Origin of the sequence: Lacinutrix iliipiscaria (assembly GCF_042686125.1) — a bacterium.
GTDB lineage: Bacteria > Bacteroidota > Bacteroidia > Flavobacteriales > Flavobacteriaceae > Oceanihabitans > Oceanihabitans iliipiscarium.
In genome coordinates this window covers 644,785-670,046 of the sequence record NZ_JBHUOV010000001.1, presented here as the reverse complement: position 1 = coordinate 670,046, position 25,262 = coordinate 644,785, and the positions used below count along the sequence as shown (strand labels likewise).

Here is a 25,262-nt window from a genome sequence, read left to right as displayed (position 1 = left end):
AAAAAACTTTATTGTAATACACACCTTTAGTTCAAAAATGTGATTGTAATTTAATAAATAAAGCTGAATATTTCTTTTTATACCTCTAATTGTTAATAATTATTCTTTTTTTTGTTTGAACAATTTTAACATTATTATCTGTAAATGAAACGTATTGTAATTTTTGCGTCCGGAAGTGGAACTAATGCTGAAAATTTAATTAAGTTTTTTCACAACAGAGAAAATGCTTCTGTCATTCAGGTTCTTACTAACAATCCTCATGCCAAAGTATTGAGTCGTTGTAAAAAACTGAATGTTAGCGCATTATCTTTTAATAGAATCGCCTTTACAGAAACAGAAGATGTGCTTAATATTTTAAAATGTGCACAACCAGACCTTATTATTCTTGCTGGTTTTCTTTGGAAATTTCCTAAAAATATTCTTGCTCATTTTCCTAATAAAGTCATCAATATTCATCCTGCATTACTTCCAAAATATGGTGGTAAAGGTATGTATGGAATGCATGTCCATCAAGCGGTTGTTAACAACAACGAAAAAGAGACTGGTATTACTATTCATTATGTAAATGAACAATATGACGAAGGTGCTATTATTTTTCAATCAAAATGCATGGTTTTAGCTTCAGATTCTGCGGAAGATGTAGCCTCTAAAATTCATGAGCTTGAAATGAAACATTTTCCAGACGTTGTCAACTCTCTTTTAAATGGCTAAAAAAAAGAAAAAATATTATACCGTTTGGAAAGGACACCATACTGGTGTATTTGAAACTTGGGATGATTGTAAAGCACAAATAAAAGATTTTCAAGGTGCACAATACAAATCGTTTAGCACTTTTGAAGCCGCTAAAAAAGCCCTTAAAGGAAACTATAAAGATTATATAGGAAAATCTAAAACCTTTAAAAGCACCCTTACTGAAGCTCAGCTCAAAAAAATTGGAAAACCTAATTTTCACTCTATTTCTGTAGATGCTGCCTCTAGTGGGAATCCTGGAGTAATGGAATATAGAGGCGTAGATACTAAAACTAAAAAGCAACTATTCATTCAAGGGCCTTTCAAAGAAGGAACAAACAATATTGGTGAATTTTTAGCTTTAGTACACGGACTTGCTTTGTTGAAGAAAAAAAATAGTGATGTAATTATATATACAGATTCTAAAACGGCTATGAGCTGGGTAAAAAAGAAAACATGTAATACCAAGTTAGAACGGAATGAAAAAAACAAAGATGTATTTGAATTAATTGATCGCGCTATAGATTGGTTAAAAAAGAACGAGTATAAAACGGTTATAGTAAAATGGGAAACCAAAGCTTGGGGTGAAATTCCTGCAGATTTTGGAAGAAAATAAATTCGTTTCATAGCATTTAAAAATCGTATATTTGCAAAAATTTGATACACGCTTTATGAGCAAATTAGTCATTGTAGGAACAGTAGCTTTTGATGCTATTGAAACCCCTTTTGGTAAAACCGATAAAATTCTTGGTGGTGCAGCAACCTTTATTGGACTTGCAGCTTCGCAATTTAATGTAGACGCCTCAATCGTCTCTATCGTTGGTGGCGATTTTCCACAAGAATATTTAGATTTATTGTCTAATAAAAATATTGACATTTCTGGTATAGAAATCGTTAAAGAAGGTAAAACCTTTTATTGGAAAGGTAAATATCATAACGATATGAACTCTAGAGACACCCTAGTAACAGAATTAAATGTGTTAGAACATTTTAACCCTGTAGTGCCTCAAGATTATAGAGATGCAGAAATTGTAATGCTAGGAAACTTGCATCCTATGGTACAAATGAGTGTGCTAGACCAAATGGAGACCAAACCAAAATTAACGATCCTTGATACGATGAATTTTTGGATGGATTGTGCTCTAGAAGATTTACATAAAGTGATAAAACGCATAGATGTTATAACCATTAATGATGAAGAAGCAAGGCAACTTACAGGAGAATACTCTTTGGTTGTTGCAGCTAAAAAGATTCATGAAATGGGCCCAAAATATGTGGTTATTAAAAAAGGTGAGCATGGCGCACTTTTATTTCATGATGATCATGTGTTCTATGCACCTGCTTTACCTTTAGAAGAGGTCTTTGATCCTACTGGAGCAGGAGATACTTTTGCTGGAGGCTTTGCTGGTTATATTGCTAAAACCGGAGATACTTCTTTTGAAAACATGAAGAACGCTATAATATATGGATCTGCATTAGCTTCTTTTAGTGTCGAAAAGTTTGGGACACAACGTATGGAAAATTTATCCAAGCAAGAAGTACATCAACGCTTACAGCAATTTAAACAACTAACTCAATTTGACATTGAATTATCATAAACCAACGCGCTCCTAATTGAGCGCGTTTTTATTTAATATTAACACTTCAAAATGCAAGCATTTTGAAAACAATAAACGGTCATTTCAGTAGAAGCTGAAATCTAATAAACAACAACACAACCTAACAATGAGCGATGCTTTAAAACATGAATGTGGAATTGCCCACATTAGACTTTTAAAACCATTAGAGTATTATAAAGAAAAATATGGAACCGCATTTTATGGTGTCAATAAAATGTATCTCTTAATGGAGAAACAGCATAATCGCGGACAAGATGGTGCTGGTTTTGCAAGTATTAAATTAGACACCAAACCTGGTGAACGTTATATAAGTAGGGTACGCTCAATTGCCCAACAACCTATTCAAGATATTTTTGCTCAAATCAATGATCGGATTAACAAAGAGCTCACTGAACATCCTGAATATCAAAATAGTGTTGCGCTTCAAAAAAGACACATTCCTTATATTGGAGAGGTCCTTTTAGGTCATGTACGTTATGGCACATTCGGAAAAAATAGTGTAGAAAGTGTTCATCCTTTTTTAAGACAAAACAATTGGATGCACAGAAATCTTATTCTCGCTGGTAATTTTAATATGACCAATGTAAAAGAACTGTTTAAAAACCTCATAGATCTTGGTCAGCATCCTAAAGAATACACAGACACTATTACCATCATGGAAAAAATTGGTCATTTTTTAGATGATTCGGTTAGCAAAATATATAAAACGCTTAAAAAGGAAGGTTACAATAAAAATGAATGCTCACCTTTAATTGCCGAACGACTCAATCTTGCTAAAATTTTAAAAAAAGCAGCGAAAAATTGGGATGGTGGTTATGCTATGGCTGGGCTTTTAGGTCATGGCGACTCTTTTGTTTTACGTGATCCTGCAGGAATTAGACCAGCCTATTATTATCAAGATGATGAAGTTGTTGTTGTAGCATCAGAACGCCCAGTCATACAAACTGTTTTTAATGTCAATTTTGATGATGTCAAAGAATTAGAACCTGGACATGCCATCATTACAAAAAAATCTGGCGCAGTTTCTATTAAAAAAATACTTGAACCTTTAGAGCGTAAAGCCTGTTCTTTTGAGCGTATATATTTTTCAAGAGGAAGTGATGCTGAAATTTATCAAGAACGAAAGCAGCTTGGTAAACTATTAATGCCAAAAGTATTAGAAGCTATTAATAATGACACTCAAAATACGGTATTCTCTTACATACCAAATACAGCAGAAACATCATTCTTTGGAATGATTGAATCTGTTGAAGATTTTCTAAATCAAAGAAAAACACAAGCAATATTAGACGGCAAAGGCGGCTTGTCTGCTGAAACAGTAACAGAAATTTTAAGTGAAAGACCTCGAATTGAAAAAATAGCGATTAAAGATGTAAAGCTAAGAACGTTTATCACAGAAGATAGTAGTCGTGATGATTTGGTGGCACATGTTTATGACGTGACTTATGGTGTTATTAAACCAACAGACAACTTAGTAATTATAGATGACAGTATTGTACGTGGAACAACATTAAAGAAGAGTATTATTAAAATGATGGACAGATTACATCCTAAAAAAATAGTAGTCGTCTCTTCTGCACCACAAATACGTTATCCTGATTGCTATGGAATAGATATGGCTAGACTTGAAGATTTAGTGGCTTTTAAAGCCATGCTAGAATTATTGAAAGATCATAACAAACAGGATATGATTAAAACGGTCTATGAAAAATGTAAAGAACAAGTTCACCTAGAAGATGCAAAGGTTAAAAACTTTGTAAAAGAACTCTACGATCAATTTACAGATGAAGAAATCTCAAATAAAATTTCAATATTATTAAGTGATGAAAGTGTTAATGCTGAGGTGAAAATTATTTTTCAACCAGTAAGTAATCTTAATATAGCTTGTCCTAAAAATTTGGGCGATTGGTACTTTACAGGTAACTACCCAACAGTTGGAGGAAACCGAGTTGTCAATAAAGCATTTATAAACTTCTTTGAAGGAAATAAAGAGCGCGCTTATTAATTTATTAAGGTTTAAAAGACTAAGGTTTTAACCCTTAAGCTAGAAAAAAAGCTTTTCATCTAATAATTTTCTGTAATTCAATAAAGCTCACTTATATTAGCAGAACCATAACATAAGTAGGTTAAGTTTATGGTAGATTTGGGGCAAAAAAGGTGAACTCTCGTTCACCTTTTTTATTGCTTAATAGTTTCAAAAAGCGTTTTCCTTTTCGCGAACCATTCAACACTACATTTAAGAAACACTTTGTTCTAAATTATCCCCTTTAATTCCTTTAGACTAATTTATTAGTCGTTTATCTAATAATTTTCTAGAATTCATTAATGCTCACTTATATTAGCAGAACCATAACATAAGTAGGTTAAGTTTATGGTAGATTTGGGGCAAAAAAGGTGAACTCTCGTTCACCTTTTTTCATTTCCAATAGTTAATAAATAATTCAAGGATTTTTAAAATAAACGGAATAGTTTTCCGTTATTTGTATATCTCCATAACATAAGTAGGTTAAGTTTATGGTAGATTTGGGACGATAAAAGGTGAACTCTGTTCACCTTTTATTATTATTACTTTCTTCAGAAAACAAAAAAAGCAAACCTTAATAGGTTTGCTTTTCATTATTCGAATAAACGTTTATTTATTTAGCCTCTGCGTAACGACGCTCTACTTCATTCCAGTTTACCACATTAAAAAATGCGCTAATATAATCTGGTCTTCTATTTTGATAATTTAAATAGTAAGCGTGTTCCCAAACATCTAATCCTAATATTGGTGTGCCTCCACAAGTCACTCCAGGCATTAAAGGGTTGTCTTGATTTGGAGTTGAACATACTTCAACCTTTCCACCTTTGTGCACACATAACCAAGCCCAACCTGAGCCAAATTGTGTTGCAGCTGCTTTACTAAACGCTTCAATAAAAGCATCTTTTGATCCAAATTCTGCTTCAATAGCATCTTTTAATTCACCAGAAAGATAACCTCTATCTTCAGGGTTCATAACCTCCCAAAATAATGAGTGGTTATAAAAACCGCCTCCATTATTTCTAACAGCACTATTAGACATGTCTAAACCATCAAGAATTGCTTCAATAGATTTCCCTTCTAAATCTGTTCCATTAATAGCAGCATTTAATTTTGTTGTATATCCATTATGGTGTTTGGTGTGATGTATCTCCATTGTACGTGCATCAATATGAGGCTCTAAAGCATCATAAGCATATTTTAATTTCGGTAATTCGAAAGCCATAGTATTTCTTTTTTAGTATTAATATTAAATTCTTTCAAATTTACGTATAAATGCCTTCAATTAAAAATAATAAATAGTTATCAAATCATTGATAGTTTTTATATTGTATGAAATTTTATTCATGCAAAGCCAATATCCTTTTACAATTTATAATGCCTCTGCTGGAAGTGGGAAAACCTTCACTTTAGTAAAAGAGTATCTTAAAATTTTATTCCAATCTAACAATCAAGAACAGTTTAAACACATTTTGGCTATTACGTTTACAAATAAAGCTGTTGGGGAAATGAAAGAACGCATTATTGAAACCTTAACGCAATTTTCTTCAGAAGAAATCCTTAAAAAACCGAATAGTATGTTTGAGGCCATTACTGAAGAATTACAAATAGAGTCTAAGGCACTTCATCATAAATCTAAAAAAATACTAAATAGTATTATTTATAATTATGCGGCTTTTGATGTTTCTACCATTGATGGTTTTACACATAAAATTATAAGAACCTTTGCTCATGATTTAAAATTGCCTTTAAATTTTGAAGTTGAACTCGATCAAGATTCACTGTTGCAAGAAGCGGTTGATAGCCTAATAGCTAAAGCAGGAACCAATACAGAGCTCACAAAGGTATTAGTCGATTTTGCCATTGAAAAAGTAGATGACGATAAAAGTTGGGATATTGCTTATGACTTTAATAAAATTGCAAAACTTTTAGTAAGTGAAAATGATTTAGAGCCTATTGAAAAACTAAAAGACAAATCGCTTGAAGATTTTAAAACCCTAAAAGCTCAATTAAAAAAGGATATACAAAATATTGAAGTGCAAATAGTAGAAACTGCCCAAAATGTGTTAACACTTATTGAGGAGTGTGGCTTACAGTTTAATGATTTTACGAGCAGCTATTTACCCAAGTACTTTCAAAAGTTAACGACTAGAAACTTTTCGGCTAATTTTGATCTAAATTGGCAAATCGCCTTACTAAATAGTGAATCGCTTTATCCAAAACGGGTCACTTCAGAAATTGCTTCGACTATAGATGCCATTCAATCAGAATTAATGGCAGCCTTCAACACGACAAAAGATCTTATTTTTAAATCACGATTTTTAATTTCTTTTTATAAAAACGTGACGCCTTTGTCTGTTCTTAACGCAATCTATAAAGAACTTAATGGTATTAAACAAGAGCAGAATAAAATGCTTATTTCAGAATTTAATACCATTATAAGTAATGAGATAAAAGGTCAGCCAACACCTTTTATTTACGAACGTTTAGGCGAAAAGTTTCAACATTATTTTATTGATGAATTTCAAGACACCTCCAAATTACAATGGGAAAACTTAATTCCGCTTATAGATCATTCTTTGTCTAGTGAAAATCTGAAACAAGTTCAAGGTTCTGCACTCTTGGTTGGTGATGCGAAACAGGCTATTTACAGATGGCGTGGTGGTGAAGCTGAACAGTTTATTGATTTATATTCTAAGAAAGTGTTTCCTTTTCCTAATGTGCCACAACATGTAGATAACCTTCCTGCTAATTACCGAAGCTTTCAAGAGATTATTTGTTTTAATAATTCGTTTTTTCACTACCTAAGTCAAACTTTTTTTAGTCATACAGATTATGCCGATTTATATAAAGATGGCTCAAATCAAGAAACATCGATTGAAAAAGAAGGCTATATTCAATTAGATTTTTTAGACCTTAAAGATGAAGACAGAGATGAAATCTTTCCGCATAAGGTATTAGAAACCATAACTAATTGTAAAGCAAATGGTTTTAATTATCAAGATATTTGTGTTTTAGTAAGAAGGGGAAAGGATGGTATTGCCATTGCTGAATACTTAAACGCAGCTTCTATTCCTATAATGTCTTCAGAAACCATGCTTGTTTTTAATAGCCCTGAAGTACAATTTATAGACCAGCTTTTAAATTTGTTGGTGCAGCCAGAAAATGAAGAAATCAAAATTAACGCGCTTCGTTATTTGGCTCAAAAATTTGAAGTCAATGACCAACATCAGTTTTTTAGCCATCATCTTAAACAGTCTCTTTTTCAAACCTTTAAAAGTTTAGAGACCTACCATATCTATTTAACACCAAATCAATTATTACAATTACCATTATACGAAATAGCAGAAACCATTGTTCGTCATTTTAATTTAGTAAAAACCTCAAATGCTTATGTGCAATTTTATTTAGATTTTGTTTTAGAATACACTCAAAAACAAGGTTCAAGCCTTTCTGGTTTCTTAGAACACTCGGCACATAAAAAACAATCTTTAAGTATCATATCTCCTCAAGGTCAAAATGCCGTTCAAATTATGACGATTCATAAATCTAAAGGGTTAGAGTTTCCTGTGGTGATTTTTCCCTATGCAGATTTAAAAGTATATAATGAAATTGATCCTAAAGAATGGTTTGAGCTTGAAGCAGAACATTATAATGGATTTTCACATACACTGTTAAACTATAATAAAGAGAATTTTAAAAATTATGGCGAGCAAGGACTAAGCCTGTATAACAAACATGAAGCAGCATTAGAATTAGATAATATAAATTTATTGTATGTCACATTAACCAGACCCATTGAACAATTATATATCATTTCTAAAAAGAATGTTTCAGATAAAGAATTAAAAAACCCAAAAACATTTGCAGGTCTCTTTATCAATTATTTAAAAGAAAAGCAGAAATGGAGTGACCACAAAACAACATACACCTATGGCAATTCAACAAAAATGTCAGAAGAAAAACCCACTACAACAGAACGTATTGAACAGAAAGAATTTATTTCGACATCAAAAGAAAGCCATAATATAAAAATTGTGACCAATTCTGGCTATTTATGGAATACCGAACAAGAAAAAGCGATTGAAAAGGGAAACTTAATTCACGATATCATGGCACATATTAATACCAAAGACGATATTACGTTTGCCATTACTCATTTTTTAGACCATTCAATTATTAACCCTCATCAAGCCGTCGTTTTGCAAAAAACAGTAAGGCAAATCGTAGAGCATAATGAATTAAATCAGTACTTTACTTCAGAAAATACCATATATAATGAACGCGATATTATCTCTAAAAGCAAGGTTATAATCAGACCAGACAGACTCGTCGTGAATTCTAAAAAAGAAGCCGTTATAATAGATTACAAAACAGGCCATGAAGCTAAAAGCCATCAATTACAACTAGACAATTACCAAAATATCATTGAAGAAATGCCTTACAAGGTGATTAAAAAAATCCTAGTCTATATTAATGATGATATAAAAATTGTTCAGTTTTAAATAAGGGCGTTACCCTTTTAGCGCTTTATAACTTTGCGCTAAAAGCGTCGTGTCATTCACTATATCTTTTTTGTAAACAAAAAAGGATGCCGTTTCTACCACTAACGCAAAAAACATTATAAATTTGTAAAAAACTAAATCAAAATGTACGGAAAGATTCAACAACAACTTCAACAAGAATTGCAAGACATAAAAGATAACGGACTTTACAAAGAAGAACGCATAATTACTTCACCACAAGGTGCAGAAATTACCTTAAATACAGGGCAAACGGTTTTAAACTTTTGTGCCAATAACTATTTAGGTTTATCGGCTCATCCAGACGTGATTCAAGCAGCAAAAGATGCTATGGATACACATGGTTTCGGAATGTCATCTGTGCGATTTATTTGTGGAACGCAAGATATTCACAAAGAACTCGAACAAAAAATAGCCGATTTTTATGGTACCGAAGACACAATATTATATGCTGCAGCTTTTGATGCTAATGGTGGTGTTTTTGAACCGTTGTTAGGAAAAGAGGACGCTATTATTTCAGATTCATTAAATCATGCCTCTATTATAGATGGCGTACGTTTATGTAAAGCAGCACGTTATCGTTATGCAAATAATGATATGGCAGATTTAGAGCAACAGTTAATAGAAGCCAACAAAAATGGTGCACGTAATAAAATAATAGTAACCGATGGTGTATTCTCAATGGATGGTCTTGTTGCGCCTTTAGATGAAATTTGTGATTTAGCAGATAAATACGATGCTATGGTTATGATTGATGAATGCCATGCAGCAGGATTTATAGGAGAAACAGGAAGAGGAACTTTAGAAGAAAAAGGCGTTTTAGGAAGAATCGATATCATTACAGGAACCCTAGGAAAAGCCCTAGGAGGCGCTATGGGAGGTTATACAACAGCTAAAAAAGAAATTGTTGATATTTTGCGTCAACGCTCTAGACCTTATTTATTTTCAAATTCGCTTGCACCTGCAATAGTTGGTGCTTCCATTAAAGTATTCGATATGCTTAAAAATGACACCTCTTTAAGAGACAAATTAGAATGGAATACCAATTACTTTAAAAAAGGGGTTAAAGATGCAGGTTTTGATATTGTAGATGGAGATTCTGCAATTGTTCCTGTGATGTTGTATGATGCAAAATTATCTCAAACGATGGCAAACATGCTTTTGGACGAAGGAATTTATGTTATTGGCTTCTTTTTTCCTGTTGTTCCAAGAGAAAAAGCAAGAATAAGAGTACAGCTCTCAGCAGCACATGAAAAATCTCATTTAGACAAGGCTATAGCTGGCTTCATTAAAGTTGGAAAAACTTTAGATATCATTTGATTTTGCACCTAAGTAATAGATTTTCACTAACTTTTTGAATATTTTTCTATATTTGTCTTTGTAAATAATATTTAACAACTTACTTTTGTTTACAATTAACACTTAAAAATTAAATTTTTGAATATGAAAAATCTTAGCAGATTATTGTTAGCTATGTTGCTTGTATTAGGTTTTAGCAACACTTATGCACAAGATGAAAACAATCCTTGGGCAGTTAGTTTTGGGGTAAACGCAGTTGATGTCTATCCAGTTGGAGAAGACGCTCCACAAGGCGATTATTTTGATGAATTCTTCAACGCTGAAGATCACTGGAACATTCTTCCTTCTTTATCTTCACTTACTGTTTCTAAATACGTAAGCAATAGCTTTACGGTTGGTGTAACAGGATCTATTAACAAAATTAGTAAAGTAGGAGAAGCATTAAATCAACCTAGTATAAGAGTAGATGATATGACTTATTATGCTATTGATGGTACTGTAAAGTACAGTTTTTCTGATCTATTAAAGTGCAAAACATTTGAGCCATTTATTGGTGTAGGTGGTGGATATACTTGGATTGATGAAATTGGTGCAGGTACAATTAACGGTGCTTTAGGAATCAACTATTGGTTTACTGAAAATGTAGGTGTAACTCTACAAACTAACTATAAGCATGCTTTCGAAGACTATTTAACTTCTCATTTCCAACATTATGCTGGTGTTTCTGTTAAGTTTGGCGGAAAAGATACTGATGAGGATGGTATATATGACAAAGACGATGCTTGTCCAGACGTATGGGGATTAGAAGCCTTTATGGGTTGTCCTGATAGTGATGGTGATGGTATTGAAGACAGTAAAGATTCTTGTCCTAACGAAGCTGGTTTAGCTGAGTTTAATGGTTGTCCTGATAGCGATGGCGACGGTGTTGCTGATGGCGATGATAACTGTCCAACTGTTGCAGGTTTAAAAGCTTTAGCTGGTTGTCCAGATGCTGATAACGATGGTGTTGCCGATGGCGATGATAACTGTCCTAACGAAGCTGGTCCTGCTGCTAACAATGGTTGCCCTTGGCCAGATGCTGATGGTGATGGTGTATTAGACAAAGATGACCAATGTCCTAACGAAGTTGGTACTGTTGCTAATAACGGTTGTCCTGAAGCTGTAGAGCCTACTGCTGAAGTTATGGCTACATTAAACAACTATGCTAGAACAATCTTATTTGATTCTGGTAAAGCAAGTTTTAAAGAAGCGACATACCCAGTATTACAAGCAATCGCTGCAATCTTAAAAGAATACCCAGAGTCTAACTTTACACTTGAAGGTCATACTGATAGTGATGGTGCTAAATCTTCTAATCAAATTTTATCTGAAAGAAGAGCAAACGCTGTAAGAGATTATTTAATCTCTAACGGAATTGGTGCTGAAAGATTAACTGCTGCTGGTTTTGGTGAAGAGTATCCAATTGATACGAACAAAACAAGAGCTGGTAAGAAAAATAACAGACGTGTTGAAGTTAAACTTAGAAAATAAGGAATACTTAACAATCTAAATATTTTAAAAAAACGCTTCGATAATTCGAAGCGTTTTTTATTTTTATATAATGACAACTTTCATTTTAGATGTATTAAAAGATTTACAAAATAGAAACAAAGACCTTTCAAGCCTTATCTTTGTTCTACCAAGTAAACGCGCAGGAACTTTCTTAAAACATCAAATATCTCAAATAGTTGACCAAACGATTTTAGCTCCTAAAATAATTAGTATTGAGACTTTTGTTGAAGATTTATCTCAGCTAAAAAAAACCTCTAATACTGAATTACTATTTGTTTTTTATAACGTTTACCTAGAACTTACAGATAAAGACAATCAAGAACCCTTCGATTCGTTTTCAAAATGGGCTCAAATACTCCTCCAAGACTTTAATGAAATAGATAGGTATCTTATTCCTCAAGAAAAAATATTCAACTATTTAAGTGCTATTCAAGATTTAAAACACTGGTCGACAGAAGAAAATAAAACAGATTTTGTAAAAAGATATTTATTGTTTTGGAACAAAATTAATCTTTATTACACTCAATTTGTCGAACAACTTTTAGAACTTAAAACGGGTTATCAGGGATTGATTTATAGAGAAGCTGTTGAAAATTTAGAGTCTTACATTCAAAATAATTCTAAAACACAGCATGTTTTTCTAGGATTTAATGCTTTAAATTCAGCTGAAGGAATTATCATTCAGGAATTATTACAAAATGATTTAGCAGAAGTGTTTTGGGATATTGATCAGAACTTCTTTAATAACCTAAATCATGATGCTGGTTTATTTACAAGGCAGCATCATAAAAACTGGAAGTACTATAAAAACAATGCCTTTAATTGGAAAAGTAACCATTATAAAAAAGAAAAAAACATAGAAGTTTTTGGTATTCCAAAAAATATTGGGCAAGCAAAATTTATTGGAACATTACTCAAAGAGATTAAAGAAAAGAAAAATAACCTAGAACAAACTGCTGTTGTTCTTGCTGATGAGAATTTATTAACTCCAACTTTAAACGCGCTTCCAAAATCTATAGATGCACTAAATATCACAATGGGATTGCCTTTACAGTATATTCCTTTGTCCTCCTTATTTGACCAGCTTTTTAACTTACACAAAAAAGCAAGTAATACCTTTTATTATAAAGACGTTATTGCAATTATTTCTCATCAATTTATCAGACCTCTTTTTAATGATAATAACGTAGATGTTGCTTCTAAAATTACATCAACTATTCTGTCCAATAATATAGTGTATCTTACTGTAGAACGTTTAAAAGCGCTTTCTGGAGCTTCAGAAAACATAATAGACACTTTGTTTGTTATGAAACAAAATAATGTCAAAAACCTACTTGAAAATTGCTCTCAGCTAATTCTAACAATTAAAACAGAATTAGATAAAAACAAAGCATCAAACAAACTCTCGCTAGAATATTTATACCGATTTAACGAGCTCTTTAATGAACTTACGCGATTAAATACTGAATATTATTATATTCAAGATATTAAGACGCTACATTCGGTTTACAAAGAATTATTAAGCAATGCAACATTAGACTTTCAAGGGGAACCCTTACAAGGCTTACAAGTGATGGGTATGTTAGAGTCTCGAGTGTTAGATTTTGAAACCGTTATTATATCCTCTGTTAATGAAGGCATTCTTCCTTCTGGAAAAACAAACAACTCCTTTATTCCTTTTGATTTAAAATTAGAATATGGACTGCCAACCTACAAAGAAAAGGACGCTGTTTACACCTATCATTTTTATAGATTAATCCAACGTGCTAAAAATGTATATATTTTATATAACACTGAAGCTGATGTTTTAACTGGTGGAGAAAAAAGCAGGTTTATCACACAATTAGAATTAGAACAAATTCATCCTATAAAGCACAAAATAGTGACTCCTAAAGTTAATGTATTCAATAATGCATTAATCCAAATTAAAAAAACAGACGCAATCTTAAATGAAATAAAGAAAATAGGAGTTAAAGGATTCTCGCCTTCTTCTTTAAGTAATTATATTCGTAATCCTATCGACTTTTATTATCAGAAGGTATTAGGGATTAAAGAACAAGAAGATGTAGAAGAAAGTATCGCTTTTAATACACTTGGTACTGTAGTACATAATACCCTTGAAGATTTATATCTAGATTTTATTGGCCAATTTTTAACTATTGATGCTCTTAACAATTTAAAGCCTAAAATAAATAAAACTGTTTCGCATCATTTTAAAAATGAATATAAAGAAGGTGATATTACTAAAGGTAAAAACCTCATTATTTTTGAAATCGCAAAACGATTTGTTCTCAATTTTATTGATCTAGAAATTAATGACTTAAAAGAAGGAAATAAAATAAAAATAATAGCTTTAGAGGAAAAAAACGATGCACTTTTAACCATTCCCGAAATAGATTTTCCAATCAAATTAACTGGAAAAGTAGATCGCATAGACTCCTATAATGGCACCACTAGAATTATAGATTATAAAACAGGAAAAGTATCTCAAAACCAGGTAGAAATTGCTAATTGGGAAGACCTATTAACAGATTATAAAAAACATAGTAAAAGTTTCCAGGTACTTATGTATGCTTATATGATGCATCAAGAACATAAAACAACACTTCCCATTGAAGCTGGTATTATTTCATTTAAAAATTTAAATGCTGGGTTTTTAAAGTTTGCAGAAAAAGAAGGTAAAAATAAAAAAGTGCTTATTTCTGAAGAAACACTTTTAAATTTTGAAATTGAACTCAAAAAACTAATTCTAGAAATTTATAACCCTGAAATTAATTTTGTAGAAAAAGAGCTCTAATGACTTATAAAAATTTGGTTCTATCTAGAGATTCAAAAAAGCCCATTGTTTGGGATGCCTTTTTTAAAACTGATGGTCAGCAAAAACCACTGGTTATATTTTGTCATGGTTATAAAGGATTTAAAGATTGGGGAAGTTGGGACTTAATCGCTGAAGCCTTTTGTGAAGCATATTTGTTTTTTGTGAAATTTAACTTTTCTCATAATGGTGGAACAATAGAAAACCCTATTGATTTTCCAGATTTGAACACCTTTGCAGAAAACAATTATTCTAAAGAACTTGAAGATCTTGATGACATATTAAATCATCTTCTATCTGAAAATAATGCGTTTAAAAATGAAATCGATTTTAATCATATCACCCTAATCGGACATTCTCGAGGTGGAGGCATTTCTATCATAAAAGCATCTGAAGATTCTAGGATAACCAAACTCGTTACTTGGGCTAGTGTGTCTAGTTTTGGTAAACGCACTTCTACAACAGGCGACTTAGAATTGTGGAAAAAAAATGGTGTAAAGTATGTTTTAAACGGAAGAACTAAGCAACAAATGCCTCACAACTATCAGTTTTATGAAGATTTTAAAGCCAATGAAAAACGCTTAAATATTGAACTAGCAACTAAAAAAATTAACATTCCTTATCTTATTATTCATGCTGAAAACGATCCTTCAGTTTTATTTGTAGAAGCTAAAAACCTACATTCTTGGAACTTAAATAGTCAATTATTCAAAATTAGCGATAGTAATCATGTGTTTAATGCATTACACCCTTGGCTAGAAAAAGAAATGCCTTCTGCACTTCAAAAAGTAGTAACAAAAAGCATTAGTTTTATAAAAGATAGTGGAGCATAAGGGAGTCGAACCCTTGGCCTCTTGGCTGCCAGCCAAACGCTCTAGCCAACTGAGCTAATGCCCCAGATTTTATTCAGCTCCTTTTAAAACTAAAAGCGGAATACGACTTTCAAATTCTACTTTTTTAATCATATTCTGCTCTAAAAGCTTCTTGAAAAACCCACGCTTACGTCTAAAAACACATAATATATCTGGATTTTGTTTGTTTAAATGCTCTAATACACCTTGAAACAAGGTGGCGTTTTCAGAACTATTGTAAGAGGAGGTTATTGCTGCTAACTCACTATAAAACTCAAGGTCTTCAGGCAAAAAGTCTTGTGTTTTAACTTGTAATAAATGCATTTTTGCTTCAAAAATTTCTATAATGTCTTCTAAGGGTTTTAATGCACTTTTTTGGCTAATTACTCCTGATTTTATAGCCGTTAAAATCTTTTTTATAGGCTTAAAACTATAACCATCAGGAACTATTAATACTGGTATTTCAGTTTGTTTCACTATACTTCCTGTAGTTCTTCCTAAATAATAAGACTCTTGTAAATCATTTGGTCTTGGGCCTACTATAATTAAATCTACACCTAATTCTTTATCTACAGTTTCAATACTATCTATAACATTTCCTTTAGCAGAAATCACCTTTACTTCTATATTTTTCCTATCTACTTGATCAACAATTTCTTTTACAGCTGCCATTTGTTCTCTGGCTACAATTTCATCTACGTTAATTATAGCGCCAGCTCTTGCGGCTAAGCTAAACGCCCTAAATACAAAAACATTTGCATTAACTACTTCTGCAAAATGAATAGCATATTGTAAAGTGTTTATCGCATTTTTAGACGAACCTATAGGAACTAAAATATTCTTCATTATATCTTTATTTAGATAGCAAAAATACTGATTTTATACTAAAAGTTACGACCTTTATAATCTCTAAAACAAAATTCTATAATTGATCACAAATATTAGCTTAAAACATATTAATAAACTAGCTATTCCTGCTTTAATTTCTGGAATATCAGAACCTATTCTATCTATTACAGATACTGCTATAGTGGGTAATATTAGTGTTAATGCAACCGAATCTTTAGCTGCTGTAGGCATTGTTGGCGCATTTATTTCTATGCTTATTTGGGTTTTAGGGCAAACCAGAAGTGCTATCTCATCAATAGTGTCACAATATGTTGGTGCTAATAACATTAATGCAGTAAAAAACCTACCAGCTCAAGCTATTTTTATAGTCACATCTTTAAGCATTTTAATTATCATAGGAACTTATCCTTTTGCTCAAAGTATTTTTAAACTCTATAATGCCTCTGATTTAATTTTAGATTTAAGTGTAGATTATTATAGAATTCGTGTGTTTGGGTTTCCTTTTACGCTATTTACAATAGCTGTTTTTGGCACTTTTAGAGGACTGCAAAACACATTTTATCCAATGATTATCGCTAGTGTAGGTGCTGGGGCAAATATTGTTTTAGACTTTATCTTAGTTTATGGAATTGAAGGCTATATTCCTGCAATGCATATTGAAGGCGCTGCTTATGCAAGTGTTGCAGCCCAACTTTTAATGGCACTGTTCTCAGCCTACTATTTACTAAATAAAACCAATATTCCTCTACGTTTTAGTCTTCCGTTTAATAATGAAATTAAACGTTTTATAGGAATGATTCTAAACCTTTTTGTAAGAACAATAGCTTTAAATGTGACTTTATATTTTGCTAGCTCATTTTCAACAAGCTATGGAAAAGAATATATTGCAGCATATACTATTGCTATAAACTTATGGTTTCTTGGCGCCTTTATTATTGATGGTTATGCAAGTGCTGGTAATATTTTATCTGGAAAATTATTGGGAGGTAAAGAGTATAAAACACTTTTAGCTTTAAGCAATAAGCTTATTAAATATGGAGTTATTATAGGTGTTATCATTGCCTTATTAGGCGCTTTACTGTACTATCCTTTAGGAACAATTTTCACCAAAGATCGTGAGGTTTTAAATGAATTTTATAATGTGTTCTGGGTAGTCTTACTAATGCAACCTCTATGTGCTTTAGCCTTTATTTTTGATGGGATATTTAAAGGTCTTGGTAAAATGAAAACCCTTAGGAATGTACTCTTACTATCCACGTTTTTAGTTTTTATTCCTGTACTATTTTGGTTAGATCGTCTAGACTATAAATTATTCGCTATTTTTATTGCTCTAACACTATGGATCATTGCCAGAGGTTTACCATTAATCATAAAATTTAGAAAAGAATTTTTACCGCTTTCTCAAAAGACGTAACTTTGAGAGCACATAATTTAATATAATGGCGCTTTTTTGTTTTTTACAGAATGTTGATATTAATGAGAAAATTAACAACGCTCCAGATTCTTCTTATGAAATAGGCGTGTTCATTGGTTCTTTGCTTCCTTTTGTTATATTAGTAGCCATTGCATATTTTATTTTTATATATAATAAAAACAAAATTAAAAAAGAGTAATATGGATGTCCTTAGTTTTTTAAGCGGAAATGGCCTGTTTCTTATATTAGGATTGGCTTTAATCGTTATTTATATCATAAATAGAAACAAACGCAGATAATGAGTAAAATTAGAATTACAAAACAATTTTCTTTTGAAACTGGTCATGCCCTTTATGGCTATGATGGTAAGTGTAAAAATGTTCATGGACATAGCTACAAATTATCTGTAACTGTAATCGGACAACCTATTGCTGACAATTCTAATGTGAAATTCGGAATGGTTATAGACTTTAGTGATCTAAAAAAAATAGTGAAAGAAGAAATTGTTGACGTATTCGATCATGCCACAGTATTTAACAAAAATACACCACATGTTGAATTAGCTAAAGAGCTAAAAGATAGAGAGCATAATGTGCTTTTGGTTAATTACCAACCTACTAGTGAAATGATGGTTATTGATTTTGCCTCTAAAATAAAAAGACGCTTACCAGAAAACATAAAACTTTACGCACTTAAACTTCAAGAAACAGCAACCTCTTATGCTGAATGGTATGCTAGCGATAATGAATAAACCAATACACATATCTATTTCGCAAGGAAAGAAAATATACTTCGCAAGCGATAATCATCTTGGGGCTCCCACAAAAAAAGTGTCTTTGCCTCGCGAAAAAAAGTTTGTTGCTTGGTTAGACGAGATCAAACAAGATGCTGCTGCCATTTTTTTACTAGGTGATTTGTTTGATTTTTGGATGGAATACAAACGCGTTGTTCCGAAAGGATTTACTAGAACACTTGGGAAGCTTGCAGAGATAAGTGATTCTGGAATTCCTATTTATTATTTTGTAGGTAATCATGACCTATGGATGAATGGCTATTTTGAAGAAGAACTCCATATTCCTGTTTATCATAAACCGCAAGAATTCACTTTTAATAATACCTCTTTTTTTATTGGTCATGGAGACGGCTTAGGTCCTGGAGACAAAGGCTATAAACGCATGAAAAAAGTATTTACTAATCCGTTATGTCAATGGTTGTTTAAGCGTGTATTACATCCAGACTTCGGAATGCGATTAGGGCATTATATGTCGGTGAAAAACAAACTCATTTCAGGTGATGAAGATGCTAATTTTTTAGGTGAAGATAACGAGTGGCTTGTGCAGTATTGCAAACGTAAACTAGAAGACAAACACAGAGATTATTTTGTGTTTGGCCACAGACATTTACCACTAAACATTGATTTAGGAAACAACTCGAAATACATTAATCTTGGTGATTGGATTTCTTATTACACTTATGGAGTTTTTGATGGCGAAAAGATGTCGCTAAAAGAATACTAATCATCATTTTCGTGTGCTTCCAAATCTTTTGTTAAGTCCAGTTTTCTAAATGTAGGTGATATAATTCCTGTTGTAAATACAGTAATTAACGTCATGGTTCCTCCAAAAACTACTGCAGTCACAGTACCCATCAATTTTGCTGTTAGACCACTTTCAAAAGCACCAAGTTCATTAGATGAACCAACAAACATCGAGTTAACAGAAGACACACGGCCTCGCATATTATCTGGTGTTTTTATTTGTAAAATGGTTTGCCTTATCACCATAGACACACCATCTGTAACACCACTAAAAAACAAAGCAACAACACTAATCCAAAATATAGAAGATAATCCAAATACTATAATACAAACTCCAAAACCAAAAATAGCAACTAGTAGTTTCATTCCTGCGTTTTTACTAATCGGAATATAGGCCGTAATCAACATTGTTAAAAATGCTCCAACAGCTGGTGCAGCACGAAGGACCCCAAAACCTTCACTGCCAACTTTTAAGATATCTTGGGCAAAAACAGGTAATAAAGCAACTGCTCCACCAAAAAGTACAGCGACCATATCTAAAGTTAAAGCACCTAATATGGCTTTGGTTTTAAACACAAAACGTAAACCTTCCTTTAGACTTTGCATTACAGGTTCTCCAATTTTTGGGTTTAAAATTGGCTTCTTTTTTATTTGAAATAACACAATCAGTGAAAACATAACCAAACCAAATACAATACATAAAGACCAGTGTACACCAATAAAGCTGATTAAAACTCCTGCTGTTGCTGGACCAAGAACACTTGCCATTTGCCAGGTTGAACTGCTCCAAGTTGCTGCATTTGGATATACTTTTTTAGGAACAATTAGAGCGATTAATGAAAAAATAGTTGGCCCAAAAAACGAGCGTAAAAAACCACCAAAAAACACTAAAGCATAAATAGAGTACAAAACAGTTTTTGTAGACCAATCCTCTACAATTTTTGGCCAAGTGAGTAAAAACAAGCCTAAACTAATCAACGAAAATAAAGCAATGCATATAGCTAAAAGATTTCGTTTCTCCTTTTGATCTACAATATGCCCTGCAAACAAAGCCATAGATAGTGCTGGGATAATTTCCATAAGCCCAATAATTCCTAAAGATAAAGGGTCTTTAGTGATACTATAGACTTGCCATTCAATCACAATAAATTGCATAGACCAAGCAAAAACTAAAGCAAATCGTAAGACTAAAAAAATGTTGAATTCCTTAATTCGTAATGCAGCGTATGGATCTTTCTTGGACATATATTAGGCTTTAATGTCTCTTAATTTTAGTTGTAAGGACACATTGCCTTGCCAATGGTTTTCATCTATCGAATAAACTGCTTTAAAGAATTTTCTATTAGAAACAACATCTAACTTATCTCCTAAACCAAAGCCAATACACACAAGTTTTTCTTTTCCAGTTTGTGTTACTGTGACGCGTAAATGCTTATCGTCTTCACCAACACATTTTCCATAACCAGTGTCTTTTAAATAATCTGTCATAAAAATTGGGGTCATATTTCCTGGTCCGAAAGGCGCAAACTGTTTAATAATACGCCATAGTTTATCATTTACCTCAGATAAATCAATTTTCATATCGACTTTAACTTCTGGGATTAATAACGATTTATCTATCGTTTTAGAAACCTCATCTTCAAAGGCTTGTTTAAACGCTTCATAATTTTCTTCTTTAAGCGTTAAACCTGCAGCATATTTATGACCTCCAAATTGATCAATATGTTCTGCGCATGCTTCCAAAGCATTATACACATCAAACCCAGAAACTGATCGTGCTGAAGCGGCTAATTTATCACCACTTTTTGTAAATACCAATGTTGGTCTGTAGTAGGTTTCTATAAGTCGAGAAGCAACTATACCAATAACACCTTTATGCCAAGTCTCCTGATACACAACTGTTGTAAATCGCTCTTGCTCGTCTTGCTCTTCAATAAGCTGAAGCGCTTCTTCTGTTATGCGTTTATCAGCTTCGCGTCGGTCTGAATTAAAATTTTCTATTTCTTCAGCGTATTGTTCAGCTAAAAAAGTATCTGTTTCGGTTAATAAGGTCACCGCATAATTGCCATGCTTCATTCGTCCTGCAGCATTAATTCTTGGTGCAACAATAAACACTACATCAGTAATGGTAAGCTCTTCTTTTTTGACCTGATTAATAATTGCTTGAATTCCTGGTCTTGGATTAGCATTAATGACTTGCATACCAAAATACGCTAACACTCTGTTTTCTCCTGTAATAGGCACAATATCTGCACCAATAGCCGTTGCCACTAAATCTAAATACGTTACTAAATCTTCAACATTTCTTCCGTCTTTAGACGCTAGGGCTTGAATAAGTTTGAAGCCAACGCCACAACCACAAAGTTCTTTATAAGGATACTCGCAATCCTCTCGTTTTGGATCTAAAACAGCAATGGCATTTGGCAATTCATTTCCTGGTCTATGATGATCACAAATAATAAAATCGATACCTTTTTCTTTAGCATATGCCACTTTATCAATCGCTTTAACACCACAATCTAAAGCAATAATTAGTGAAAATTCATTGTCATGAGCAAAATCGATGCCTTTATAGGAAATACCATAACCTTCATCATAGCGATCTGGAATATACGTTGCGACACTATCTGTTTTTGTCTTTAGATAAGAAGACATTAATGCAACTGAAGACGTGCCATCTACATCATAATCTCCAAAAACTAATATATTTTCATTTTGAAGAAGTGCAGACTCCACCCTTTTAACAGCTTTATCCATGTCTTTCATTAAGAATGGATCGTGTAAATCATTTAGGCTTGGTCTAAAAAAGGTTTTAGCGGCTTCATAATTATCAATTCCACGCTGTAATAAAAGCGTTGTAACAACATCATCAACTTGAAGTGCTTTTTTTAATGAAGCCACTTTTTCAGCTTCTGGTTTTGGTTTTAGAGTCCAGCGCATATGCTAATATAGAAAATATTCTCTAATTATTGTGATAATGAATAGATGTTTTCACCTTAGCAAACTGTCGAAACATTTCCATGACACCACAATATTTCTCAACAGATAGGTCGACTGCTTTTTTGATTTTAGACTCATTTAAGTCATCACCATAAAAATGATATTCTACAGAAACAGTATGATAATATTTTGGGTGTTCGTCGGTAAGCTCACCTTCAACAATCATTTTAAAATCATCAATATCGACTTTCATTTTGCCTAAAACCGAAACCACATCTAAACCAGAACAACCAGCTAAAGACGATAGCATCATTGCCTTAGGTGCCATTCCAGAACCAGTACCTCCAAAGTCTTTTGAAGCATCCATCATAATGGATGGCCATCTTGGGTTATCAGACTCAAATACCATATTACCTTTCCATTGTGTTGTTATTTTATCTGCCATATGTGAAGTTTTTTTTGTTACTTGTTCATTCAAAAATACCATTAAAAATAATACTATGCCATTAGTTACACCATTATCTGCAGACCATGATTTAGAAACCAAACAACTCGCAGAATTCTTTAACGAAACACTTGGATTTTGTCCAAATTCGGTATTAACCATGCAGCGTCGTCCTGCAATTTCAAAAGCTTTTATAAACTTAAATAAAGCTGTTATGGCAAATGAAGGTCGTGTGACCTCTGCCTTAAAACGAATGATTGCTTGGGTAAGTAGTAATGCGACTGGTTGCAGGTATTGTCAGGCACATGCAATTCGTGCCGCAGAACGTTATGGCGCAGAGCAAGAACAATTAGACAGCATTTGGGAATACAGAACACATCCTTCGTTTTCTGAAGCAGAACGTGCTGCTTTAGATTTTAGTTTGGCAGCAAGTCAAGTCCCAAATGCCGTTGATGAAACCATACAAAAACGACTACATGAATATTGGGATGAAGGTGAAATTGTAGAGATGCTTGGTGTGATTTCACTCTTTGGTTACCTGAACCGTTGGAACGATTCGATGGGCACTTCTATTGAAGAAGGCGCAGTAGAAAGCGGAAACCAGTACTTAGGGAAACACGGATGGAATAAAGGGAAGCATGCTTAATCGAACAGATTATTTTTTTATCATTTTTCTACTTGGTTTTATTGCTTGCGATAAAAAAACAAACCAAGAAACATTTACTCTTATAGATCGAGGAAGTTATTCCTCTAGATATGTAGATGGCTATCAAGTATTCATTAAAGATAATGAATTAATGAATGGTTATTATGTGGTTGGAAATGAATTAAATAAATGGGAGGAATTTGAAGTAACAAATGGTGTGTTAAACGGAAGTTATATTGCTTATCATCCTACTGGATTTATGAGTTCTCACACAAAATATAAAAATGGTAAAATGCATGGTGAGGACCTTAGTTTTTATCCTTCAGGTGAGTTGTTAAAAACTGTAAATTATGTCCATGATAAACGTGTTGGAACAATTAAAGAATATTATGAAGGTGGACAAATACAAATAGAATCAAAAATTCAAAATGAAGATATTGTTGAGTCTGTTACTTATGATAATATTGGTAATATTACATCACAAATGTTTATTAAGGAGGGTTTAAGAATTAGACAACGTATTCTAGATGGCAATGTGTTTTCAGAAATTATATCATCAACTTATGATGATAATGAGTCTATTAAATTTTACAATAAAGACGGCTCATTTAAACAACACTTAAAAACATATACTGAATATGATGTTCCAATTATTATTGAATTAGACGAACAAGGGAAAGAAATAAAACGCATTAATTTGAAAGATAATCCTGATGAAGCAATGAAGTACATAGCGCTTTTTGGAAATTAATCTATAATTAATTTTAAAACCTTTTTTTGCAACTCTGGAATCACTTCTTTCTCAAACCAAGGGTTCTTAGAAAGCCAAAAACGGTTTCTTGGACTAGGATGTGGTAAAGGTAAATACTGTGGTAAGTAGTCCTTAAAATTAGCAACCGTTTCGGTTAGTGTGTTCTTTACTTGACCCTTTAAATAATATTTTTGTGCATACATCCCAATAAGAAGGATTAATTCAACATTTGGCATGAGATTTAATAATGGTTGGTGCCATTGTGGTGCGCATTCTGGTCGTGGTGGCAAATCGCCTGTTTTTCCTTTTCCAGGATAACAAAATCCCATAGGAATAATAGCAAATTTTTTAGTATCGTAAAAATCTTCAGGCGATATGTTTAGCCATTTTCGCAATTGGTTTCCACTAGCATCATCCCAAGGGATTCCAGAGGCATGCACTTTCGTTCCTGGTGCTTGTCCAATAATTACAATTTTAGATTCTTGATGTGCTGTTGCAATAGGTCTGGGACCAAGAGGTAAGTGTTTTTCGCAAATTTTACATTGCCTGATATCGTGAAGTAAATCTTCAATCATTTCTTTCCTCCAACTACAATTACAATCTCACCTTTTGGCGGCTTGTTTGTAAAATGTTCAAAGACTTCTTTAGCTGTGCCTCGGATGGTTTCTTCATACAGCTTAGTAAGCTCTCTTGAAACTGAAACCTGTCTGCCTTCACCAAAATACTCACAAAAATGCCCTAAGGTTTTAATGAGTTTATGAGGCGATTCATAAAAAATCATGGTCCGCGTTTCTTCAGCAAGTAATAGTAGTCTGGTATGTCGTCCTTTTTTTACAGGCAAAAACCCTTCAAATACAAACTTATCATTAGGCAACCCACTATTCACTAATGCTGGCACAAAAGCCGTCGCGCCTGGTAAGCAATCGACATCAATATTATTTTCAACACAAGCCCTCGTCAATAAAAACCCAGGATCGGAAATTGCAGGTGTTCCAGCATCACTAATTAAAGCGATGGTACTTCCTGATTTTAGTTTTTGAATTAAAGTGTCAACTGTTTTATGTTCATTATGCATATGATGAGATTGCATAGGTGTTGAAATCTCAAAATGTTTGAGGAGTTTGCCTGACGTTCTCGTGTCTTCGGCTAAAATAATATCAACTTCTTTTAAAACATCAATGGCTCTAAAAGTCATGTCTTGAAGATTGCCTATTGGTGTAGGAACAATGTAAAGTTTCATTAATACTTTGGTTTACAATCAAATTTACAATCT

General features: G+C 32.8%; 21 protein-coding genes and 1 tRNA gene. 14 read left to right on the top strand and 8 right to left on the bottom strand.

Features of this window, described 5'->3' with window-relative positions; genetic code table 11:
- Positions 1-144 precede the first annotated feature (144 nt).
- The 4 genes from purN to ACFS5M_RS02960 all read left to right on the top strand — a co-directional run bounded on the left by purN (position 145) and on the right by ACFS5M_RS02960 (position 4,353).
- Positions 145-711 carry a phosphoribosylglycinamide formyltransferase gene (gene purN / locus ACFS5M_RS02975; RefSeq protein WP_183485541.1) on the top strand — a complete coding sequence of 189 codons (567 nt, stop codon included), beginning with the start codon at positions 145-147 and terminating at the stop codon, positions 709-711.
- Complete coding sequence (locus tag ACFS5M_RS02970; protein ID WP_183485538.1) at positions 704-1,345, top strand: ribonuclease H1 domain-containing protein; 642 nt, start codon at positions 704-706, stop codon at positions 1,343-1,345. Before purN ends, ACFS5M_RS02970 begins: the two co-directional genes overlap by 8 nt.
- A gap of 55 nt (positions 1,346-1,400) precedes the next feature.
- Entirely contained in the window at positions 1,401-2,327 is a 927-nt protein-coding gene (locus tag ACFS5M_RS02965) for a PfkB family carbohydrate kinase (RefSeq protein WP_183485535.1), read from the top strand.
- 127 nt (positions 2,328-2,454) lie between these two features.
- Positions 2,455-4,353: an amidophosphoribosyltransferase gene (locus ACFS5M_RS02960; protein WP_183485532.1), complete on the top strand. Its 1,899-nt coding sequence runs from the start codon at positions 2,455-2,457 to the stop codon at positions 4,351-4,353.
- Between the two features lie 631 nt (positions 4,354-4,984).
- Here ACFS5M_RS02960 and ACFS5M_RS02955 read toward each other — a convergent pair.
- The gene (locus ACFS5M_RS02955) at positions 4,985-5,593 is read right to left on the bottom strand and encodes a superoxide dismutase (protein WP_183485530.1); all 609 of its coding nucleotides are present in this window, start codon (positions 5,591-5,593) and stop codon (positions 4,985-4,987) included.
- Between the two features lie 121 nt (positions 5,594-5,714).
- Between ACFS5M_RS02955 and ACFS5M_RS02950 the strand changes: the two genes are divergently transcribed.
- The 5 genes from ACFS5M_RS02950 to ACFS5M_RS02930 all read left to right on the top strand — a co-directional run bounded on the left by ACFS5M_RS02950 (position 5,715) and on the right by ACFS5M_RS02930 (position 15,389).
- A complete protein-coding gene (locus tag ACFS5M_RS02950) occupies positions 5,715-8,873 on the top strand; it encodes a UvrD-helicase domain-containing protein (protein ID WP_183485527.1) in 3,159 nt (1,052 codons plus the stop codon).
- 144 nt (positions 8,874-9,017) lie between these two features.
- The gene (kbl, locus tag ACFS5M_RS02945) at positions 9,018-10,211 is read left to right on the top strand and encodes a glycine C-acetyltransferase (RefSeq protein WP_183485524.1); all 1,194 of its coding nucleotides are present in this window, start codon (positions 9,018-9,020) and stop codon (positions 10,209-10,211) included.
- A gap of 123 nt (positions 10,212-10,334) precedes the next feature.
- The gene (locus ACFS5M_RS02940) at positions 10,335-11,720 is read left to right on the top strand and encodes an OmpA family protein (RefSeq protein ID WP_183485521.1); all 1,386 of its coding nucleotides are present in this window, start codon (positions 10,335-10,337) and stop codon (positions 11,718-11,720) included.
- Between the two features lie 70 nt (positions 11,721-11,790).
- Entirely contained in the window at positions 11,791-14,538 is a 2,748-nt protein-coding gene (locus tag ACFS5M_RS02935; protein ID WP_183485519.1) for a PD-(D/E)XK nuclease family protein, read from the top strand.
- A complete protein-coding gene (locus ACFS5M_RS02930; protein ID WP_183485516.1) occupies positions 14,538-15,389 on the top strand; it encodes an alpha/beta hydrolase family protein in 852 nt (283 codons plus the stop codon). The genes ACFS5M_RS02935 and ACFS5M_RS02930 overlap by 1 nt, the downstream gene beginning before the upstream one ends.
- Here ACFS5M_RS02930 and ACFS5M_RS02925 read toward each other — a convergent pair.
- A tRNA-Ala gene (locus ACFS5M_RS02925) sits at positions 15,380-15,453 on the bottom strand. The two genes, ACFS5M_RS02930 and ACFS5M_RS02925, sit on opposite strands and share 10 nt — an antisense overlap.
- A 5-nt stretch (positions 15,454-15,458) precedes the next feature.
- Positions 15,459-16,253, bottom strand: coding sequence for a universal stress protein (locus ACFS5M_RS02920; RefSeq protein ID WP_183485513.1), 795 nt, complete (start codon positions 16,251-16,253; stop codon positions 15,459-15,461).
- Positions 16,254-16,335: 82 nt separating this feature from the next.
- Here ACFS5M_RS02920 and ACFS5M_RS02915 point away from each other — a divergent pair, with 82 nt between their 5' ends.
- From ACFS5M_RS02915 to ACFS5M_RS02905, 3 genes are all read left to right on the top strand, one after another.
- Positions 16,336-17,670 (top strand): MATE family efflux transporter, encoded by a 1,335-nt coding sequence (locus tag ACFS5M_RS02915; protein WP_183485510.1) that lies wholly within the window; start codon positions 16,336-16,338, stop codon positions 17,668-17,670.
- A gap of 298 nt (positions 17,671-17,968) precedes the next feature.
- A complete protein-coding gene (locus ACFS5M_RS02910) occupies positions 17,969-18,421 on the top strand; it encodes a 6-pyruvoyl trahydropterin synthase family protein (RefSeq protein WP_183485507.1) in 453 nt (150 codons plus the stop codon).
- 10 nt (positions 18,422-18,431) lie between these two features.
- The gene (locus tag ACFS5M_RS02905) at positions 18,432-19,187 is read left to right on the top strand and encodes a UDP-2,3-diacylglucosamine diphosphatase (protein WP_183487217.1); all 756 of its coding nucleotides are present in this window, start codon (positions 18,432-18,434) and stop codon (positions 19,185-19,187) included.
- Here the strand turns inward: ACFS5M_RS02905 and ACFS5M_RS02900 are convergent.
- Genes ACFS5M_RS02900 through ACFS5M_RS02890 form a run of 3 tightly spaced genes read right to left on the bottom strand, consistent with a single transcriptional unit; the run spans position 19,184 to position 22,592 of the window.
- Positions 19,184-20,452: an MFS transporter gene (locus tag ACFS5M_RS02900; protein ID WP_183485504.1), complete on the bottom strand. Its 1,269-nt coding sequence runs from the start codon at positions 20,450-20,452 to the stop codon at positions 19,184-19,186. The genes ACFS5M_RS02905 and ACFS5M_RS02900 overlap by 4 nt on opposite strands.
- Positions 20,453-20,455: 3 nt before the next feature.
- On the bottom strand, positions 20,456-22,147 hold the full coding sequence (recJ, locus tag ACFS5M_RS02895; protein ID WP_183485501.1) for a single-stranded-DNA-specific exonuclease RecJ: 1,692 nt from the start codon (positions 22,145-22,147) through the stop codon (positions 20,456-20,458).
- 22 nt (positions 22,148-22,169) lie between these two features.
- Positions 22,170-22,592 (bottom strand): OsmC family protein, encoded by a 423-nt coding sequence (locus ACFS5M_RS02890; protein WP_183485498.1) that lies wholly within the window; start codon positions 22,590-22,592, stop codon positions 22,170-22,172.
- A gap of 55 nt (positions 22,593-22,647) precedes the next feature.
- Between ACFS5M_RS02890 and ACFS5M_RS02885 the strand changes: the two genes are divergently transcribed.
- Both ACFS5M_RS02885 and ACFS5M_RS02880 read left to right on the top strand, forming a co-directional pair.
- On the top strand, positions 22,648-23,238 hold the full coding sequence (locus ACFS5M_RS02885; RefSeq protein WP_183485494.1) for a carboxymuconolactone decarboxylase family protein: 591 nt from the start codon (positions 22,648-22,650) through the stop codon (positions 23,236-23,238).
- Positions 23,231-23,989, top strand: coding sequence for a toxin-antitoxin system YwqK family antitoxin (locus tag ACFS5M_RS02880; RefSeq protein ID WP_183485491.1), 759 nt, complete (start codon positions 23,231-23,233; stop codon positions 23,987-23,989). Before ACFS5M_RS02885 ends, ACFS5M_RS02880 begins: the two co-directional genes overlap by 8 nt.
- On the opposite strand, the gene ACFS5M_RS02875 is transcribed toward ACFS5M_RS02880, so the two are convergent.
- Together ACFS5M_RS02875 and rsmI are read right to left on the bottom strand one after the other, a co-directional pair.
- Positions 23,986-24,561 carry a uracil-DNA glycosylase family protein gene (locus tag ACFS5M_RS02875; RefSeq protein WP_183487215.1) on the bottom strand — a complete coding sequence of 192 codons (576 nt, stop codon included), beginning with the start codon at positions 24,559-24,561 and terminating at the stop codon, positions 23,986-23,988. The genes ACFS5M_RS02880 and ACFS5M_RS02875 overlap by 4 nt on opposite strands.
- Positions 24,561-25,229, bottom strand: coding sequence for a 16S rRNA (cytidine(1402)-2'-O)-methyltransferase (rsmI, locus tag ACFS5M_RS02870; RefSeq protein WP_183485488.1), 669 nt, complete (start codon positions 25,227-25,229; stop codon positions 24,561-24,563). The genes ACFS5M_RS02875 and rsmI overlap by 1 nt, the downstream gene beginning before the upstream one ends.
- Between the last annotated feature and the right edge of the window lie 33 nt (positions 25,230-25,262).